The 18,064-nt window shown below is 47.6% G+C and carries 15 protein-coding genes and 2 pseudogenes; 4 read left to right on the top strand and 13 right to left on the bottom strand.

Annotation, left to right across the window (positions count from 1 at the left end; translation table 11 throughout):
- Positions 1-86: 86 nt before the first annotated feature.
- Positions 87-1,664 (bottom strand): FAD-dependent oxidoreductase, encoded by a 1,578-nt coding sequence (locus tag D0A34_09840; GenBank protein ID UNU19130.1) that lies wholly within the window; start codon positions 1,662-1,664, stop codon positions 87-89.
- A gap of 66 nt (positions 1,665-1,730) precedes the next feature.
- Here D0A34_09840 and D0A34_09835 point away from each other — a divergent pair, with 66 nt between their 5' ends.
- On the top strand, positions 1,731-2,315 hold the full coding sequence (locus D0A34_09835; GenBank protein UNU19129.1) for a hypothetical protein: 585 nt from the start codon (positions 1,731-1,733) through the stop codon (positions 2,313-2,315).
- A gap of 42 nt (positions 2,316-2,357) precedes the next feature.
- Here the strand turns inward: D0A34_09835 and D0A34_09830 are convergent, their stop codons facing one another.
- The 4 genes and pseudogenes from D0A34_09830 to D0A34_09815 all read right to left on the bottom strand — a co-directional run bounded on the left by D0A34_09830 (position 2,358) and on the right by D0A34_09815 (position 4,291).
- Complete coding sequence (locus D0A34_09830) at positions 2,358-3,035, bottom strand: tetratricopeptide repeat protein (GenBank protein UNU19128.1); 678 nt, start codon at positions 3,033-3,035, stop codon at positions 2,358-2,360.
- Positions 3,036-3,055: 20 nt separating this feature from the next.
- A pseudogene (locus D0A34_09825) lies at positions 3,056-3,133 on the bottom strand (VapC toxin family PIN domain ribonuclease).
- Positions 3,130-3,630 (bottom strand): hypothetical protein, encoded by a 501-nt coding sequence (locus tag D0A34_09820; protein UNU19127.1) that lies wholly within the window; start codon positions 3,628-3,630, stop codon positions 3,130-3,132. Before D0A34_09820 ends, D0A34_09825 begins: the two are co-directional and overlap by 4 nt.
- A gap of 178 nt (positions 3,631-3,808) precedes the next feature.
- A complete protein-coding gene (locus D0A34_09815; GenBank protein ID UNU19126.1) occupies positions 3,809-4,291 on the bottom strand; it encodes a hypothetical protein in 483 nt (160 codons plus the stop codon).
- A 210-nt stretch (positions 4,292-4,501) separates the two neighbouring features.
- Here D0A34_09815 and D0A34_09810 point away from each other — a divergent pair, with 210 nt between their 5' ends.
- Positions 4,502-4,687: a hypothetical protein gene (locus D0A34_09810; GenBank protein UNU19125.1), complete on the top strand. Its 186-nt coding sequence runs from the start codon at positions 4,502-4,504 to the stop codon at positions 4,685-4,687.
- A 332-nt stretch (positions 4,688-5,019) separates the two neighbouring features.
- Here D0A34_09810 and D0A34_09805 read toward each other — a convergent pair whose 3' ends face one another.
- The 5 genes from D0A34_09805 to D0A34_09785 all read right to left on the bottom strand — a co-directional run bounded on the left by D0A34_09805 (position 5,020) and on the right by D0A34_09785 (position 12,567).
- The gene (locus D0A34_09805) at positions 5,020-7,080 is read right to left on the bottom strand and encodes a sensor histidine kinase (GenBank protein ID UNU19124.1); all 2,061 of its coding nucleotides are present in this window, start codon (positions 7,078-7,080) and stop codon (positions 5,020-5,022) included.
- Positions 7,081-7,127: 47 nt separating this feature from the next.
- Positions 7,128-7,454 (bottom strand): hypothetical protein, encoded by a 327-nt coding sequence (locus D0A34_09800; GenBank protein ID UNU19123.1) that lies wholly within the window; start codon positions 7,452-7,454, stop codon positions 7,128-7,130.
- Between the two features lie 88 nt (positions 7,455-7,542).
- Entirely contained in the window at positions 7,543-9,459 is a 1,917-nt protein-coding gene (locus tag D0A34_09795; protein UNU19122.1) for a PBS lyase, read from the bottom strand.
- 465 nt (positions 9,460-9,924) lie between these two features.
- Positions 9,925-11,100 carry a hypothetical protein gene (locus tag D0A34_09790; GenBank protein UNU19121.1) on the bottom strand — a complete coding sequence of 392 codons (1,176 nt, stop codon included), beginning with the start codon at positions 11,098-11,100 and terminating at the stop codon, positions 9,925-9,927.
- Between the two features lie 204 nt (positions 11,101-11,304).
- A complete protein-coding gene (locus D0A34_09785) occupies positions 11,305-12,567 on the bottom strand; it encodes a methionine adenosyltransferase (protein ID UNU19120.1) in 1,263 nt (420 codons plus the stop codon).
- Between the two features lie 302 nt (positions 12,568-12,869).
- Between D0A34_09785 and D0A34_09780 the strand changes: the two are divergent.
- A pseudogene (locus D0A34_09780) lies at positions 12,870-14,594 on the top strand (diguanylate cyclase).
- A gap of 92 nt (positions 14,595-14,686) precedes the next feature.
- On the opposite strand, the gene D0A34_09775 reads toward D0A34_09780, so the two are convergent.
- Both D0A34_09775 and D0A34_09770 read right to left on the bottom strand, forming a co-directional pair.
- Positions 14,687-15,034, bottom strand: coding sequence for a rhodanese-like domain-containing protein (locus D0A34_09775; GenBank protein ID UNU19119.1), 348 nt, complete (start codon positions 15,032-15,034; stop codon positions 14,687-14,689).
- 105 nt (positions 15,035-15,139) lie between these two features.
- A complete protein-coding gene (locus D0A34_09770) occupies positions 15,140-15,769 on the bottom strand; it encodes a hypothetical protein (GenBank protein ID UNU19118.1) in 630 nt (209 codons plus the stop codon).
- 196 nt (positions 15,770-15,965) lie between these two features.
- On the opposite strand from D0A34_09770, the gene rpsD reads away from it, so the two are divergent.
- Positions 15,966-16,574, top strand: a complete 609-nt coding sequence (gene rpsD / locus D0A34_09765; GenBank protein ID UNU19117.1) for a 30S ribosomal protein S4 — start codon at positions 15,966-15,968, stop codon at positions 16,572-16,574.
- 272 nt (positions 16,575-16,846) lie between these two features.
- On the opposite strand, the gene D0A34_09760 is transcribed toward rpsD, so the two are convergent.
- Positions 16,847-18,049 (bottom strand): catalase, encoded by a 1,203-nt coding sequence (locus D0A34_09760; GenBank protein ID UNU19116.1) that lies wholly within the window; start codon positions 18,047-18,049, stop codon positions 16,847-16,849.
- Positions 18,050-18,064: the final 15 nt, after the last annotated feature.

Here is an 18,064-nt window from a genome sequence, read left to right as displayed (position 1 = left end):
ATAACTAATAGACATCTCCTAAAAAGCAGATTTTGAACAGGCACCGTGCCTGTTCAACAAGAATTATGGCAGATGTCTAATAACAACTAACTAATAACTTCCCCAATCAATTGCAAATGTTTGTACAAAGGTGCGATCGTATTGGCTGCGATCGCACCGCTAGCAGCAACAGCCGGCAAACCAATTCCCGGAAACGTCGAATCTCCGCAGCAAAACAGCCCCGCTAAAGGCGTTCTCGGCCCGGGAAACAAGCCGCTACCCGCCCGAATTCCGGGCCCGTAGGAACCGCGATGGCGGCGCAAAAACCTTTCGTGGGTTAGGGGTGTCCCAACTAAGGTGACTTCTGCGCGCGATCGAATATCGGGGATAATTCTCTCTAAGGCTTCCCACATTACCTCGGCGCGCGCTTGTTTTTGCAGCTTGTACTCTTCGCTGGTGCGATTCCCTACGGGATAGCTGCGCTTCACGAGCTTTTGCCACAAATCGTAAGGCTCGTTTCCGGGGGTATATGCGTGAATGACGTGCTTTCCCGGAGGCGCGAGGTGGGGGTCGAGGAGGGAGGGAATCGAGACGAGAACGACGTTCTGAGGCGCCGAAACGCCCATTTCCCAGTCTTTCACGAAGATGTAGTGACAAGCCAACTCCGATCGCACTCCGGCTGCATCAATTCCCAGATGCAGGTGCATGAAGCTGTCGCACTCGGGCGTCGCCTGCCGCTGTTGCCGAAACCTTTGCGGGACTGAGGTTTCAGGCAAGAGTTTCAGTGTATCCCAAACGGAAGCGTTGGAGACGACGGCTTTGTGCGATCGAATAATTTTGCCCGATCGCAGCCGCACGCCCGCAGCCCGGTTGTTTTCCACCAAAACTTCTGCAACGTGGGAATTTAGCAGCAACCGCCCTCCGTGGCGCTCTAAACCGCGTACCAGGGCATTTACCAGAGCTGCACTAGCGCCGATCGGATAGTCCAAAACTGCATTGGGGCGATACCAATCGGCGAACATGAAAGCGACTTCGGCTGCGATCGTTCCGTCGGCGGGAAGTCCAGACAGCAGGAAACATAACAAATTCAGCCAATTTCGGACAAACGGATCTTTGACATTTTTGTCCATAATTTTGCTGAAAGGGCCTGCAAGTGCGATCGCGTCGCCAGCACTTTGCAGGAAAGCCGGCGTAAATTGGCCGAGGGTAAAAACAGCGCCCAAATCGAAGCGCAAAGCCAGGGATGGCAAGGCTGTGGCAGCTTTGGCGTAGGGTTCCATGACGCGCTGGAGTTGCCGCCATTCGGCGACTGCTTCCGCGCCGCGCAGTTGTGCGAGCACTTCGGCAAATTGACTCGCACCAACGGATGTGTCGAAATCGCCTTCTGGCAAACAGCAACCCCAGGTATCGTAGGTGATGCAGGGGAGTTTTTCGCCGATCGCATCCAAAACTTGCCGCAGCGGATTGGCAGACGGGCTGTAGGATAATCCTGAGTACAGGGAGGGCCCGGAGTCGAAGCTAAATCCGTCGCGTTCAAAACCGTGTGCGGCGCCGCCCGCGATCGAATGGCTTTCGCACACCACAACCTCAAAGCCATAGCGGGCCAGCATTGCAGCGCAAGTCAGGCCGCCAATCCCGCTGCCGATGACGATGATTTCTGTGTCTGTGGGGGCGATCGCAACCATGTTTTTCTCCGCTACATCAGCTAATATTATCTCTGTTACCAACAATAAAACTGGTTTGTATATTAAATGGAAAATATATCTCTTCTAGAACAAGCTGCTAAATCTAATTCTAAACCATCTTCCAACGCCGTAGTTGCCGCCCTCCTAGAAGCTGAGAAAAGCGCGAAAAAAACCAAAATTCGCTATTCTTTCGAGCAATTAATCGGCAACTGGCAACTCTGCTTTATCACCGGCACGAAAAAGACTCGACAAAAAGCGGGAATTGTGTTAGGTGCGGGACGTTATATCCCTGAGTGGGTGGCGAAAATTCAAATTGCTTATTCGGCTGAACCTGTTGCTGAAGGAGAAGCGCCTAGCGAAAGGGGCCGGGTGGAAAATTCGGTGCAAGTTGGGGCGATCGTACTAACTCTTTCCGGGCCGACTAAGTTTTTGCCTAATAATATTTTAGCTTTTGATTTTACCAGAATTGCGATCAAGTTGTTGGGAAAAACTGTGTATCAAGGATTTATTCGCGGCGGTGAAGCGCGGGAGGCGGAATTTTTTAGTTTGAGTGTGGGGAAGCAGGCATTTTTTGCATATTTTCTGGTAGAAGATGGGATAATTGCTGCTAGGGGAAGGGGCGGCGGGTTGGCTTTGTGGGGGAGAGTTTAGCGGTTCTTAATTGCCTGGAATACAGCAGGGAAATAACCTGGTTTATTGGGGAATTGGCGGGATATTTGTTCTGCTTGGCGGTTGACTTCTGTTGTTTACTTCATCAATATAACGCAAAGTAGCAGCTTCCCGGGCGCGATCGCCTAATTCCCGCCAGATTGGTAAAGCTTGGTTATAGTATTTCAATGCTTCTTGCGGTTGGGAAATGCTGTCGTACACTAAACCAATAGTATTCAAAGTAGCAGCTTCCCGGGCGCGAGCGCCCAATTCCCGCCAGATTGGTAAAGCTTGGTTATAGTATTTCAATGCTTCTTGTGGTTGGGAGATGCCAAGGTAGGTTAAACCAATAGTACCCAACGTAGTAGCTTCCCACCCGCTATCGCCCACTTCCCGAAAAATTGGTAAAGCTTGCTTCAGGTATTTCAAAGCTTCTTGCAGTTGGGAGAGGGCACTGTAGTTCAAAGCAATATAATTGAGTGCTATAGCTTCAATTTTTCTTTCTTTAAATTGTCGCACAATAGCTATAACCTGCTGCCATGTTTCGATCGCTTGTCGGGCTTGTCCTTGTTGTGTCTGTTGCTTTGCTTGTTCTATGAGTTGCTTTAATTTTTCAAGCTGTAAATTTTGACTTTGCGCCCAACTTGGTTGCACCATCACTGGCACAGTCAGAGGAGTCAGACACACACCCAAAACCAAAACACTGCTAATAATTCGTTTCATCTTTTTTATAATTCACCAAAGTCGATTACATTGGAATTGGGAAGTGGCCGAGTTGGTTCCGAAAGCACGTTAGTATCTAATAAAAATCGCCAACTCACAAAATAACCTCGCGCCCCGGTGATGAATCCCTGACTACCTCAAAAACTTCTGGCTCAATTCCTACTGCTTCTAAATTGTTTTTTTGACGAAAGTTGTGGAGTGCTTCCCAAAAATTATCAGGTTTATCGATATGGCGTTCTTTCTCAACTTTAGTAATAATTTCAGCTAATTCTGCGGATACTTTAGTCAATTTTTTAGCTTTTTCAAGCAAGCGATCGACCCACGGCGATGGCAATAACTCCAGGGGGTAGTCAAAATCATCAGAAATTGTAATTAATCCTCGCTCACTCCCAAATCGGCGGGGTGTAGGCGAGGATTCTTCAACTTCGTCGAAAGTTTCTGGTTCAACTCCTGGTTTGATGTCTTTGATTTGAATTGATTGAGAAGGCATCCTTTGTCTGAGATAAATTGCGGATATTAGGTCATACCAAGTAAAGTTTTCAGGCAGTCGATCGATTAAGCTGCGGGCTTCTTCTTTGATGTTGATAGTTTCCATCGGTTTTAGTAAAGAGAGTAGAGATTTTAATTGTAGTATAAGCGGTATTGAAGCGATAGACCTTTTAGCGAAAGTCCATTGCAATTGATATTTCACACAACAGTCCGGCGAGGGTTAAAACCCCCGACGGACTTAACACGGAGTCGCTACAATTGTCCCCGTCCTTTGTGTTTATTGATTAGGCCCGATCGCACACAACTTCAAACACACCCCCTCGAATAAACCGACACAAAGCCCTCCGCCGATCGTCCGCATCTTGGCGGTTGACAAAACGCGCAATTGTATAATGCTCAGCATTCGGTAAAATTCGGACGATCGCCCAAGAATTGATCTCGCCCTGCTTTGACTTTTCAGGTGTTTTCCCTGGCGAATTTGAGTTGAGTTCGATCGCGGGGCGATCGGCGATCGTCGGGGAATTTGCTTTTCTGAGAGTGTTGAGGTAGCGGGCGATCGTACTACCTTTGAGATTCGCCCCGACGCGCAGAATCAGAAACACCGCAAAGCTTTCGATCTCTGGCCCAGTCATGCGCGCGCGATCGGCATCAAAGTCCTCATCAGAGTAGCTGCGGATACCCGACAGCAGTTGCGTGATGCCAAAATCATTCAAAGCTTGTTGATAGCCGCGGTTATATTCGCTGCCGTCGCTCACAGGCTTTACCATAGTAATAGTCTCCTTTTATGTGGATTGTCTCCTTGTATTTGGGGAACCATCAGCCAGCGCGGGCCCTGCAAAAGTTCAGCGCTGGCTTTTGACTCTCTAAGAATATAGCGCATAATGCAGCACAATGCAACATTTTGCTGCATCCTCGACAAGATTGTCTAAAATACTGGACAATGACGATCGGCTTAAATAAGAAACAATTAACTTCTAATGTCTAAACGCATATCAACCTCGATAGGAGAAGGAATTTATGACCTACTTCAAGAGTGGGCCAATGAGGAACGCCGTTCAATCAGCGGCTTGTCAGCATTCATTTTGGAACAAGCTGTGAGGGAACGTCAAAAACAAATGCAAAAACAGTCCCCACCATCGGATGAGAAACAAGATAAAACTTGAGGGCAGTTTGTGCGATCAATATTTTACTCTCTTCCCGGTAGAAAATTATCTACTTCTTCCTTCTTCTTCCCTCTTCTTCCTTCGTGTCCTTCGCGTCTTCGCGGTTCAATAATGTTCAATAATAGTAAATGAAATTTATCGGAATCGATTTAGGTTGGAGTTCAAAAGCAAGCGGTTTGTGCTGTTTGAATTGGTAAAATAACCAATTAGAATTAATAGAGTGCGAGCGCCCCCACTGACAAGGGGAAAGCATTTGGACATACCGCCAGAGGTTTGAAACATAAATTTTCGCCCCTCTGCCTACCCCCTAAATCTCTCGCCCAAACATCACATTACCCATTTCCCGCCGGTATGCGGACAGTGAAAATAGACCCTTTTCCCTCTTCGCTTTCTACCAAAATTTCCCCGCCCATCATGTGACAGTAGTAGCGGCTAAGTGTCAGCCCCAATCCGGCGCCGTCGTACGGTCGCGTTGATGAACAGTCAGCTTGCACAAAAGCTTCAAACAATTTGTGCTGTTGTTCTTCCGACATTCCAATTCCCGTATCCTTAACAGATAAGCAAATCCAATCCGACTCTTGAACATTCAGCAGGGGACAAGCGATCGCCGCAGAATGAGTTTCATCGGCAAGCATTGAATCGTCAATCGCCGATTGATCTGCTGTATTCAATTTGCCACTGCCTTCAATGCGCCTGACACTCAGTTTCACCCTGCCGTTTTTGGTGAACTTAGCAGCATTATTCAGCAGGTGGATCAAAACCTGCCGCACTTTTTTGAAATCTGCGTGAATGATACCCGCAGTTCGATCGCACTCTATGTCTAAAACATTGCCATTTTTCTCTACCAACGGTTTCGCGGCACTCGCAACATTGTCAACCAGGGATTCGATGTCAAACTCCTGGATTTCGAGTTTCATACCCCCCGCTTCAATTTTTGACAAATCGAGGATATCATTAATCAAAGATAGCAGGTGCGTGCCCGCCTTCTGAATCTTGTCCAAGTCGGGTACAAACTCATCACATCCCGCATCTTGGGCATCTTCTGAAAGTAGTTGACTGTAGCCGATAATCGCATTTAAAGGCGTCCGCAACTCGTGGCTCATATTTGCTAAAAACTGGCTTTTAGCAGTGTTAGCGGTGACGGCGGCTTCCTTAGCTTGTTCCAATTCTTTTGTATGTTCGGAAACTCGCTCGATCAGGTGATTGAGAGACACAGCTAATGACCCTATCTCGTCTTGTCCGGTGACGGGGGCTCGCAAATCAAAATTTGACTCGGCGGCCACTTGTTCGGCAATCTGAGTGACGCTCACCACTGGTTTGGCGATCGCCCGACTGGTGCGGTCAGCCACCATTCCAGCCACCACTACCGACAGCAGCATACTAATAATAATTATGGCTTTTTCCATTCCTTGAGCCTCCTCCATCACTTCACCGCCTTGCCCCTCTTGCTGCTGGGCAATATCGAGGATTTTGCTCAATTTCTCAAGGCTGCTGTTAAGCTGTTTTACACCTTCTCCGCTTTCTGTCGCCAAAAGTTTTCTGGCCGACTCTATCTCCCGAGGTGACAGTTGCGATTGCTGGATTTGCTGCAAAGTTGGCTTGAGAGTATCGGCGTAGGATTCTAAATCTTCGGTGCAATCTTGCAGTAAACTTTTTAGAACTTCCGGCTTTTCTGCCCGCCAAGCAGGTTTGCTGTCGGCAAACTTCTCTATACGCAACCGCAGCTCTTTTGCCTGAACAATACTCTTGACAAACTGCTCTTGTTTCAGTTCCAACTTGGCAGGATTATCTACAAAAGAATCTAGCTGCGCTCCCTGCAATTGTGCCGCCAGCGCTGCATCTTTAAAATTGCCCAGCAATTGCGCTTGTAGGTGAGCGTCATTGAATTGTTCTAATCCTTGTCCTTGGTAGTAATCGGCAATCACCAGCCCGCTCAGGGAGCCAATAAATCCGATTCCTATTGCCAGGAAATACCCGCCGCCAATTTTTTTATGGATGGACCAACCGCCAATTTTAGATGGCAACATTTTGCGGAGTTTTAAGTATGATCTTTCTGCAATATCCTGGCTGGGGATTTTCTTATGTCGGGTTTCTAGAGAAGCAACTTGTTCAGAAATAAAGAGCGGCATCAGTTTACCTACTTTGCTATTTTTTGGGTTTACCTTTCGCGTTGCCATAGGTTCTTTCTGCGGGTTAAATGGTTCTAACTCTGGATTGAACTCGCCCTGGTATTCCGAAACGGCAACCGATAAACTTGCTTCGTTCCCTGTTTTTTTTAGCAAGTTAATTTTTGACATATGCAACCCCTGTATTCTGTTGAAATCTACCACGCTCTTAAGTTTTCCAAACGGGAAATCTGGTCTATTTTCCAGTAGACATCTGTGAAAAAGCATCTGAAACTCTTGTCGAGTCAGAGGAGAAACTTAAATTTAGTGGATGTCTAATAGATAATTAGGCTGTTGATGGCTGTTGTCAAATTACTTTTTCGGCTCGTCCAAGTCTGTAGCAGGCAAAATAAAGAAAATTTTATCCAAGCATGGAATTCTGCAGGCAGAAAATTCTCTCTGACCTGTTTTGCCTGTGAGTAGCCCAAAGCTGATATTGTCTGTTGACAATGCACCCGATTCCTCAGCTTGGAAGTTTTGCTCCCAGCAATGCGACGATTGCTGGACGGTTTTTGTTGAGCATGCGACGACTTTTTAGCACAGAATGTCACAAATGCAGCAGCCGATCGAACTTTTGCACCCTGGCGATCGACTTTTGGCATCGTTGCCCCGCACAGACAAGTCTGAGGTGAAGTGTCGTTAGTTGAGTATAACTGTAGGGCTTGTGAAAAGAAACCCGGTTTCGGCCAGTCAACTGTTGGCGATTGCCAGTTCTGGAGTTGCGGTGGTCAATTCGATCGCCAGTGCTAGCTTACCGTCTCTACCCAAAGCTTCATCGGCCAAGTGTACCATCCAGCGATTAGGCTTGGCTTGGGGTCTGGCGGCGAGCACTAACGCCCAAGCTTCCCGTTCTTTGCCACGACCCAACAGCGCAGCACAAACAGTCAAAGCTGTGGCCGTTGAACGGCTGATCCCACTTTGGCAGCAGATGAGCAAACTGCCTCCCTGCGACGACATTTTGAGGGCGAAGTCAATAATTTTCAGTACATCCTCAAGGGTAGGCAAGATTTGATCGGGGTCGTCAACGGGAGTGTCGAGGTCGTTAAACTCCAGGCACATTCGGTTTGGGATTTGATGAAAAGTTTTGGGTTCGGGCACACCCGGACTGCCGATCGAGATCAGGTATTTAATCTCGCGTCGCGCAGGGCGCTCAACAATGTATTCGCTGGCTTCTACTTGCGAAGCAATCAGGATTTTCGGCAGTTTTTCACTCGATAAATCTGGGGAAACAGAGGGCTCAAAATCAACTGTTTCTGCCTGAGTGCTGACATCCGCCAAGTATTGGGCAGCCAGCGCACGAACGTCAGCAAATTCGCGATTTAAAGCTGTTTCCAGAGCCAAAATAGCAGCCGTTGAGCCAATTTGACCGAGGGATTTAACAGCCTTTTGGCGCACTCCAGAAGTTTCGTCCCCCAGCAGCCGCACCAAACCTGCCACAGCTTCCTCTGTCCCTATTTCCCCCAAAGCAGCAGCAACTCTCCACCGCACATAAGATTCGCTGTCGCCAATTGCGCTCGCCAGTCCGGCGACCACCATTTTTTGCAATTTCGCATCTCCCTGTGTATTGATGTTCCCGAGGGCAACCGCCGCTCTGCCGCGCACGAAAATATCTCGATCCGAGAGCGATCGGATTACCGCCACCATAGCCACCTCGCTGCTGATTTCCCCCAAGGCAGAAACTGCACTGCCGCGCACGTCTGAGTCGTCATGGTTGAGGGCTTGCACCAGCCCGGCCACAGCCGTTTCCGTGCCGATTTGTCCCAAGGCCTCGGCGGCCCTCAAAGAAACTGCATAGGAGTCTGGATCGTCGTGAAGCAATTCTATTAAGCCGGGTACTGCCTCACAATCGCCGATTTTCCCCAAAGCCGCCGCGGCCCTAGCGCGGACGATGTGATTTTCGTCTCTGAGGGCATTCAGCAGCCCGGGTACTGCCTCAGAGACGCCGATTTTCCCGCAGTTGACCGCCGCCCGCCAGCGCACCTCGGAATCTTGGTGTTTGAGGGCTCTCAGCAGCGCGGGGACGGCTGTTTTCGGGTTAATTTTGCCCAAGGCCCAAACAGCCCAGGCGCGCACCTTGGACTCTGGGTGTTTGATGGCTTTGAACAGTGCGACGGCGGCTGGTTTCGAGTCAATTTCTCCTAAAGCCCAAGCGGCCCAAGCTTGCATTTGGGAATCTTGGGATTCGAGCGATCGGGCTAATTCAATTACTGCCGCTTCGGAGCCGATTTTCCCGATCGCTCGAATCCCATGAAGGCGCACGGCACTTTCTTTGTGGTTCAATGCCGCCACCAGCATCGGAATTGCCATATCCGAACTTGTTAGGGCCAGCAGTTGAATTTTGAGCAGAGGCGAAGTGGGGATTTTTTCGATTAATTTTATTGTGGCTATTTGAAATTCTGGCTTTACCGTTCCTGCTAGCTTCGAGCCGAGTTTTAAATTTACTTTTAGAGCTAATTTTACTGCCCGCAAAGCCAGACTTTGCTGTTCTACTTGCGGCAATATTGTTGCCAAGGTTCGCATCCCTTGTTTTTGTTTCAAATATTTTTGATGAAATTGAGCATCGCTGAGCTCGGGTAGCTGTTGGATGAGGGTTGCTGCTGAGTTCACTGATTTATCCTGATATTTTGGCGAGCGGTTGAGATTGCTCTTTTAAACTATTTTTAAAAAAAATATGGCATCTACAAAACGCTACTTCTAATCAAAAAAAGCTTGCACCACTTCTAAAATATGTCTCATTCCCCTATTTTTGCAACTCCCCAATTATTAATTATCGGGTTTGTTTGGGCTATCGGCTTGACAATTAGTTGCGCTTGCTGATGGGCATAGCTGCGCTTTTAACTGGCCTAGCTCTGCTATATCATCATTTTATATTCACATCTTGCACCATTGTCAGCAACAGGCAAGATGCCTGTTCCACAAGAAAATTCACCCTTTGTGGAACAGGCATCTTGCCTGTTAATAAAGCTTATTGAGAATGGTGCAACCTCTTATTTTATACCAACTTGGTTTGAAATAGCGATCGACGGGGTTGACCGCAGCCAAGCGGAAACAGCTTGATTGCGGGACAATCTCTCAACGAGCATAGGGCCCTTTTTTCAAAACCTTAGCCAAAGCGTTATCGTTATCTCGCAAACCTTCGTAAAAAAACATCACTTCTCCTTGAATGCCCTGAGAGCGGTTGTAGGCAATTACTTGCAACAACAGCTCGGGAGTTATGCTATATTTGGTGCCTCGATTCGCCAACAAAATACCGGGCGACACGCACTTTACTTGCTGCCCGCTAAGCTGTCCCGACATCATTTTATCGACCAATTGTTTGTAAGCATTAAAATCGCGGCGATAAAACTGCGGGTGAAAGAGATCGACCACATTTTTGTCAACCCAAGCTTTAGAATCTTGCAAATATTCCACCAGCCCCCAGTCATAAGGACTCGGCGACATCGATAGCAACAAATCAGGATTAATCACTTTCACTTCTCGGTATAAACGAGCCACAAACTCAGTAATAATATCAGCGCGCCACTGCACCCAATGTTGTTCTTTACAATCCGATGGTGCGGCTCTACCGCATTCTTCTCGATAGCGTTTAACCGTTTTTTCGTCGTAACCACCTTCTACCGGAAACGCTATGCGATCGTCTCCTTGAACCCCGTTTACCGGATAATTTTTAGCAACTTCCAGCATCAACCCCCGCACAAAGTCTTGCACTTCCGGGTCAAGAGAATTCATCCAGTCAAAGTTATTTTTCTTAAGTAAATTGCCGCTGGCATCACGGGCGGTCCACTCAGGTTTTTTCGCCAGCAAATGACCGCCCTTGCGATTGTAAGAACTCACAAATCCGTATTCAAAACAAGGAATCACTTTTAAACCAACTCTCTTGGCCTCAACACATATTTCTGCTAAGGGGTCGCGACCTTGATAGCGCGAGTCAATTTCCACCCCAAATTTTTCTCGCATAATTTTAGAAGGATAAGCCGTATAACCCTGGTTCCAAATTATAGGAAAAACGGTATTAAATCCCGTATCGGCGAGAAAGTCCATTGCCTCAGCAATTCGCTCTTTTGATGTGAGAACTTTGGAGTCAGTGGTGGGTATCCAAATGCCGCGAATTCCACCAGGATTCTTAGTCGCAAACGAACTGGGCAGCGTTGCTGGATTTGGTGCCGAAGATCCAGTCGTCGCCAACCGCTGTTGGAGGGAAGAGGCAAAACTGCGAATTGCTGATTGGAAAGGTGTGAAAAGTCGCATTTATTTATTCTTTTTTTCTTTGAAGGTGGGTACTGAACCCGCTACGTTATTGATTGGTAGAACCCGGTATTATTTATGAATAAGATGCGCCGAAGAACCGCCTATATTATTTATGGATAAGGTGCGGAGTACGCACCCTACATTCATTGGTAGCACCCGATCTTATTTATCGATAAGGTGCGCTGCGCGCACCCCAAAATCGTACTATCCAGCTACTCCCGACAACTTCTGGCTCAAAGCTTCTTTCAAAAGTTCCGCCTTATCAGTTTCCTCCCAAGGCAAATCTAAATCAGTGCGCCCGAAGTGACCGTAAGCTGCCACATCTTGATAGAAACGGCCGCCTCTTTCAGCAGGCAAATTCTGCAAGTTAAATGCCTGAATGATTCCCGCAGGACGCAATTCAAAATGCTGCTTCACAACTTCTAAAAGGCGATCGTCATCAACTTTTCCAGTGCCAAAAGTTTCGATCATCATGCTAACAGGCCGCGCAACGCCGATCGCATAACTCAACTGCACTTCGCACTTTTGGGCCAAACCAGCCGCCACGATATTTTTAGCAACGTAGCGACAAGCATAAGCCGCGCTGCGGTCTACCTTGGTGGGGTCTTTCCCAGAAAAAGCACCGCCGCCGTGACGGGAATAGCCGCCGTAGGTATCCACAATAATTTTGCGGCCCGTCAAACCCGAATCTCCTTGAGGTCCGCCGACCACAAATTTGCCGGTGGGGTTGACAAGGAAGCGAGTTTCTGCATCCGGCTTCACACTAATATCGGCAAACACCGGTTGGACGATCGCAGTCCACAGGTCTTCTTTGATCTTGGCTTGAACTGCCGCTGTGTCTGTGATGTCGCCGATCGTTTCAGTGTGCTGCGTAGAAATTAAAATCGTATCTATGCCAACAGGTTTGCCGTCCTCATAGATGACTGTAACTTGGCTTTTGCCGTCGGGACGCAGGTAAGATAACTGACCGGTTTTGCGGACTGCTGCCAGTTGACGGCAAATCCGGTGCGCTAAACTGATGGGCAGAGGCATCATTTCCGGCGTTTCGTTGCAAGCAAAGCCGAACATCAAACCTTGGTCGCCAGCGCCGATTGCGTCTAATTCTTCTTCACTCGATTGTTCCCGGCTTTCCTGGGCTGTATTCACCCCTTGAGCAATATCGGGAGACTGAGAATCAAGAGCCACCAACACTGAGCAACTATTGGCCGAAAAGCCGTTGTCAGCGTGGATGTAGCCAATATCGGCTATTTTTTTCCGGGCTAATTCTATGTAATTTACCTGAGCTTTAGTGGTAATTTCGCCCGTCAGCAGCATTAAGCCGGTGTTGACGACAACTTCGGCTGCGACGCGGCTTTTAGGGTCTTCAGTCAGTAAGGCATCTAAAATCGTATCTGAAATTTGATCGCAGATTTTATCGGGATGGCCTTCAGTGACCGATTCAGAGGTAAACAGGTAGCGACGTGACAATGATTATTTCTCCTTAGATAGGGGCTCTTCCTGCGCGACATCGACGACCAACGAGTTATTTTTCAGGTAAAAGCCAAGAATGAGCGCGTCTGGGCTACCGTCGAATTTTTGTCGATCTGCAGAGCCGTGTTGAAGCAGGGTTTGAGACTGGGTAAAGTGACACTACTATAGCAAAGTCAGTTCCGAGAAGTCCCTAAAAACTTAGATTTTTTAGGATTGTCGATCGATCTTGGACACCGCCGGTCTACCCCCTAACCTGACAAAGGTAAGATACAGTCAGGGTATCGCCTTGTGCAAGGACTATGGCAGGACTCCAAAAATCACCAAACTTGCTCCAAACAGTTGCCGACCTACAATTTCCCGGCGGCCCCATACCCCTTGACTCTCGATTTTATATCGATCGCTCAGGAGCCGAAGCCCTGGCCTGTGCAGAAATTAGCAAACCCGGAGGCCTTGTTCGCATTAAAGCTCCCAAAAAAATGGCCAAAAGTTCGCTGATGCTGCGGATAATTCACGCGGCAGTCGATCGTGGATACCGCACAGTAACTGTAGACTTTCAGCAAGCCGACACAGCGGTTTTTGCTAGTTTAGATAAATTTTTGCGCTGGCTTTGTGTCAATGTCGCTCGGCAACTCATACTCGAACCAAATATTGATGACTTCTGGGATGAAGATATGGGCAGCAAGGTAAGCTGCACTATTTACTTTGAAAACTCTTTGCTTGAACAAATTGACAGTCCTATTGTCTTAGTAATCAACGAAATCAATCGAGTATTTGAACGCACCCATATTGCTCAAGACTTTCTGTAGGTTATCCGTTTTTGGCACGAACAAGCTCGTGCTAGCAAAACTTGGCAAAAACTCCGCACCGTGGTTATTCATTCGCCCGCAATTTATATTACTTTGAATGTTAATCAATCTCCCTTTAATGTAGGAATGCCGACTAAACTCTCACAATTTACTGTTGAAAAAGTTCAAGATTTGGCGTGCAGATACGGACTAAACAGGAGCGATCGCGATCCGATAGAGCAATTAATGAACATGGTAGGCGGGCATCCTTATTTAGTGCATTTAGCGCTGTATCACCTGGCAATTTTGCAACAAAACCGCCTGTCTGTCGATCGGGAGGAATCCGGGAAGGAACTGGGGCGAGCAGAGTTGGCAGAACTGTTAACAGCAGCTCCTACTCACAGCGGAATTTATAGCGACTACTTGCAAAATCAGTCGATCGCCATTCAAGAGCAGCCCGAACTCGCCTCCGCATTCCAACAAGTTGTCGATGCTAAAAATAGCATTCACCTCGAACCTTTGATGGCTTATCAGTTAGACAGCATGGGACTTATCTAATTAGAGGGAAATAGCTGTAGTTTGTCTTGCGTATTATATCGCCTGTATTTTCAAGAGCAAAATTTGTGCGAGTACAAGTTGTCGGTGGTAGGTTTTGAGGAGTTGCAGCAAGAAAATCCAAGGCTGCAAGGTTTGGTGAATGTGGACGAACTTACTCAAATTGGCAACAGACGGCATTTTGATAGTTGCTTGCGAACCGAATGGAAACACATGGCTCGCGAGGGGTCTCCGATATCTTTAATTTTGTGCGACCTCGATTATTTCAAAATATATAATAATACCTACGGACATCAAGCAGGAGATGATTGTTTGCGATTAGTAGCTCAGACAATTCGCCGATCGCTCGACCGTCCTGCAGATGTACCTGCTCGCTACGGGGGCGAGGAATTTGCTGTAATGTTACCGGAAACTGATGCGTCGGCGGCTGTGGTTGTTGCCGAACAAATTAGAGCGAAAGTGAAAGATTTGAATATTGTTTTTAACCCGGAGAGTCTTGACGGTCTGCCTAATTATGTGGTAACGATTAGTTTAGGAATTGCCAGCGTTATTCCGGACGAGGAAAATGATGCGGTAACGCTGCTACTGGCGACTGATGAGGCTCTTTATGACTCGAAAAGGCAGGGGCGCGATCGGCTCACTATGAGTACGCTTTTAAATTTTCGATTTGCTGCTGTGAATTAGCTCATTCCGGGGAAATATAATTCGTTTCTACACATACAAAGTCCGCCCGCGCGGACTCTGAAGAAAACGATAGTTAAGAACTGGATTTGATGTTAATAGCGGGGGACGGTTCGATCGACCACCATTGAGTAAGCATCGATGCCGCCAACAATATTTTTAACGTTGGTAAATCCTCGCTCCGTTAACCAATGGCACATTTGAGCCGATCGCACTCCGTGATGGCACAGAACTAGGGTTTCTGTGTCGCGATCGAGTCTAGCGTCAATTTCACCAGACCATTCGGCAAACTCGCTCAGCGGAAAAGCTACAAATCCCGGCAGCGCCGCGAGTTCAATTTCGTAAGGTTCCCGCACGTCTACAAGCTGCCATTTATCAGCATTGATTTCTGCTAATTGGCGACCTAATTCTTCGACTGTAATTTGAGAAAAAATTGCTGACATTTGATTAGGAAAAAGTAGTCATCAGTCATTAGTCATTAGTCATTAGTCATCAGTTAACCGTTAACAGTCATCAGTTAACAGTTAACCGTTAACAGTCAACCGTTATTAATTGGGGGGCGAAGGCGGTGGAATTAGCTCCACAGGAGGGGTAGGTGCAGGGCGCCCGTCCAACTGGCTCACGCTGTCCCTGGGGTCAAGACAAGTGGCGATTAACCGCTCAGTGGCAAAGTCGAGCCTGCCGCTCAAACCGACTACGCATTCAGCAAACTGTTGTGGCAATAAACTGCGGCGGCATCCATCAAGCACTAACAGGGGAGCTGCAGGTTGAGTTCGACTTTTGCCGTTAATATTTACTACGCAACTAGCCAATTCCTTGGGACGCCTCACCCGGCGACAGCTAGAGAGCGCTTCGACACCAGAAATATTGGTTTTGCGGTTGATTTGGAGGGCGCATTTAGATATGTCGCGGGGGTGGAGCGCGTCAGCACAAGCGGCGGCGGCGGCCTCTGCTCCCACTCCGGCGTCGATTAGTTCCAGGGCGCAGACGCGATAGGGATTCCTAGAGCGAGGGATTCTAATAGTGATGGCTGATGCTGGTGAGATTGGCAGTGCTGTTGCCAACAAACCAAGTGCTGCTAGCTGTGTGCCGAAAGCCAATATCCAGCGCGCGGTAGGGCTTGAGCCTGTCGGTGCTGGCTTTGAGGAAGAAGTGCGGGAAAAATTGCGGTTGTGCATGGCAGATCGAGTAGTGAGTTTTTTTGGCTGATTGGGGCGATCGAGCGATCGGCTTTTCCTTCAGAATTTACCGCACATTATGGATCGCCCTCCGGTCGATCGTTTTTTTATCGATCTTTGTTGGAATTTTGACCGTTACCAACATATAATATAGAGTCTGCATAAAATTGCATACAGATATTAGAGAGGAAAATAAATGTCTCGATATCGAGGCCCCCGATTGAGAATCGTCCGTCGCCTGAAAGAGTTGCCGGGTCTAACCCGCAAAACCCCCAGACGAGATTATCCGCCTGGACAGCACGGTCAAAACCGCAAAAAGCTCTCTGAGTATGCGGTTCGCTTGCAAGAAAAGCAAAAACTCCGTTTCAATTACGGTGTGACGGAACGCCAACTGCTCCGTTACGTCCGCAAAGCCCGCCGTGTCACGGGTTCCACAGGTCAAGTGTTACTGCAATTTTTGGAAATGCGCTTGGACAATACTGTGTTTCGGATGGGAATGGCTCCAACCATTCCGTCCGCTAGACAATTGGTAAATCACGGTCACATAACTGTCAATGACCGTGAAGTCAATATCGCCAGCTATCAGTGCAAGCCTGGTGATGTGATTGCGGTGAAAAATAGAGAGCGCTCGCGCACAATGGTAGAAGCTAATCTCAAAGACCCAGGCTTGGCTCACTTGCCCAATCACTTGGAATTTGATAAGCAAAAACTAATTGGCAAAGTTAACGGCGTTATCGAACGCGAGTGGATTGCTCTACAGATTAACGAACTGCTAGTCGTGGAATACTACTCACGGCAAGCCTAATTTATTAGTCATCAGTCGTTGGTCATTAGTCATCAGTTGGTTGCTAGCAGAATAATTAATAATTGGGTACGAACCCAGTTATTGATTAATTGCTACTGAATAATGAAAACTAAGGACTGAGCACTAAAAATTAATAATTTTCAACACTCCCACCCCCTAAAAAGGGATGGGATTTTTTGAAGGTTTCCCTGGTTAACTTCCTTGAGTAGCCCTGTGCTCAGACGAGACCTGGTTGATGGCATTAAATGATGTCCCAGCCTCAAATTATTCCCTTAAAATGTTTCTTCTCCGGTTGGTTCTTGGTGGACAAGACCTCGCTTTTGAAGGCGATAATTCGCTACAACGGGGTAAACCACACCGCGTATCCGATTGATCGCACCTACTGGACGATGAACTGCTAAGCCGTTCCAGGGAGAATATCGCAGGTTTTCGTTGAAATCAGATTGTTTTTCATAATCAATAATCTGATGCTTGACGGTGAGACGACCTACTCTCAAGAAGGGTGATTCCTTTTCCTTCCAGACATTGATGCCATCGTCGATCGGCATTTTTAGGCGGGTTTGGAACTGAATGCCAAAATCCCAACAGTATTGAGCGTCAGGTTTCGCCAAGGCTTGAATTAGATCCTCCCGGTAATAATTGTCTGGTTGATTGGGATCTAAACCCAAGGCTTTAGCGCGATCAACAAAGGGCATTTTAGGAATTCCCGGTCGAGATTGTTCTGGAATTATCTTGTGCGGTGGTTCGCATGAAACCGGAGTAAACCCATACTTAATTACAGCCGGATATTCGACAGGAACTACACCAGGCTGGGAGGGATCGAAATCGGGATTGAGACCCAAAGCAGAGGGTGAACCGCTCCAATATTTTGCTGTTAGCAAACTCTTCGGAGTCCGGCTACCCGTAAGCGTTGACACCGCTAGAAAGTGTCTGGGATGTCGCATTAGCCACTTTTTCAATGTATCTGGTGATTCAACAAGAGCAGAAAAAAAGCCGTAGTAATCTTTGATGGTTTGGCTCACAAATATCTCTGAATTGTGAACAATGATGTCCTGGGTTTTTGACTCGTGGCTTTGCGCGAGTCGTTCCCCTTCCACCCGCATGACTTTCACTGAAATTGAGCGCGAATCTCGGGCGTAATCATTGGCTACTTTGGTAGCCCCGTTAGCAAATCGCAACCAAACAGGATATTGTTTGGGTTTTGCTAGCAAACCTTGCTTAATGGAAATCGCATTGAGTTGCGAAGAAGTTAACGAAGCGCGTTTGCCCAATTTCCGTTTAATCGCTTCCTCATCAAAGTCAAAAATTTCCAGAGTTCCTTTAACGCACGCATGAGTTTTGGCGTGAGTATCTCGCAGCGCCCGCTCTTTATCCCCGTAAAGATTATCCATCCGAAGCTGGGCTTGCTCAACCAAAAGATCGTAGTATTTGAGCTCATCCTGTTCGGGATATTCGGTAAATAACTTCTTGCTCATAAATAACCTTTTAAA

The organism is Microcoleus vaginatus PCC 9802 (assembly GCA_022701275.1).
In the GTDB taxonomy this organism is placed as follows: Bacteria; Cyanobacteriota; Cyanobacteriia; order Cyanobacteriales; family Microcoleaceae; genus Microcoleus; species Microcoleus vaginatus_A.
The sequence above is the reverse complement of the archived record's forward strand: the minus strand, read 5'-3'. Positions and strand labels throughout refer to the sequence as shown.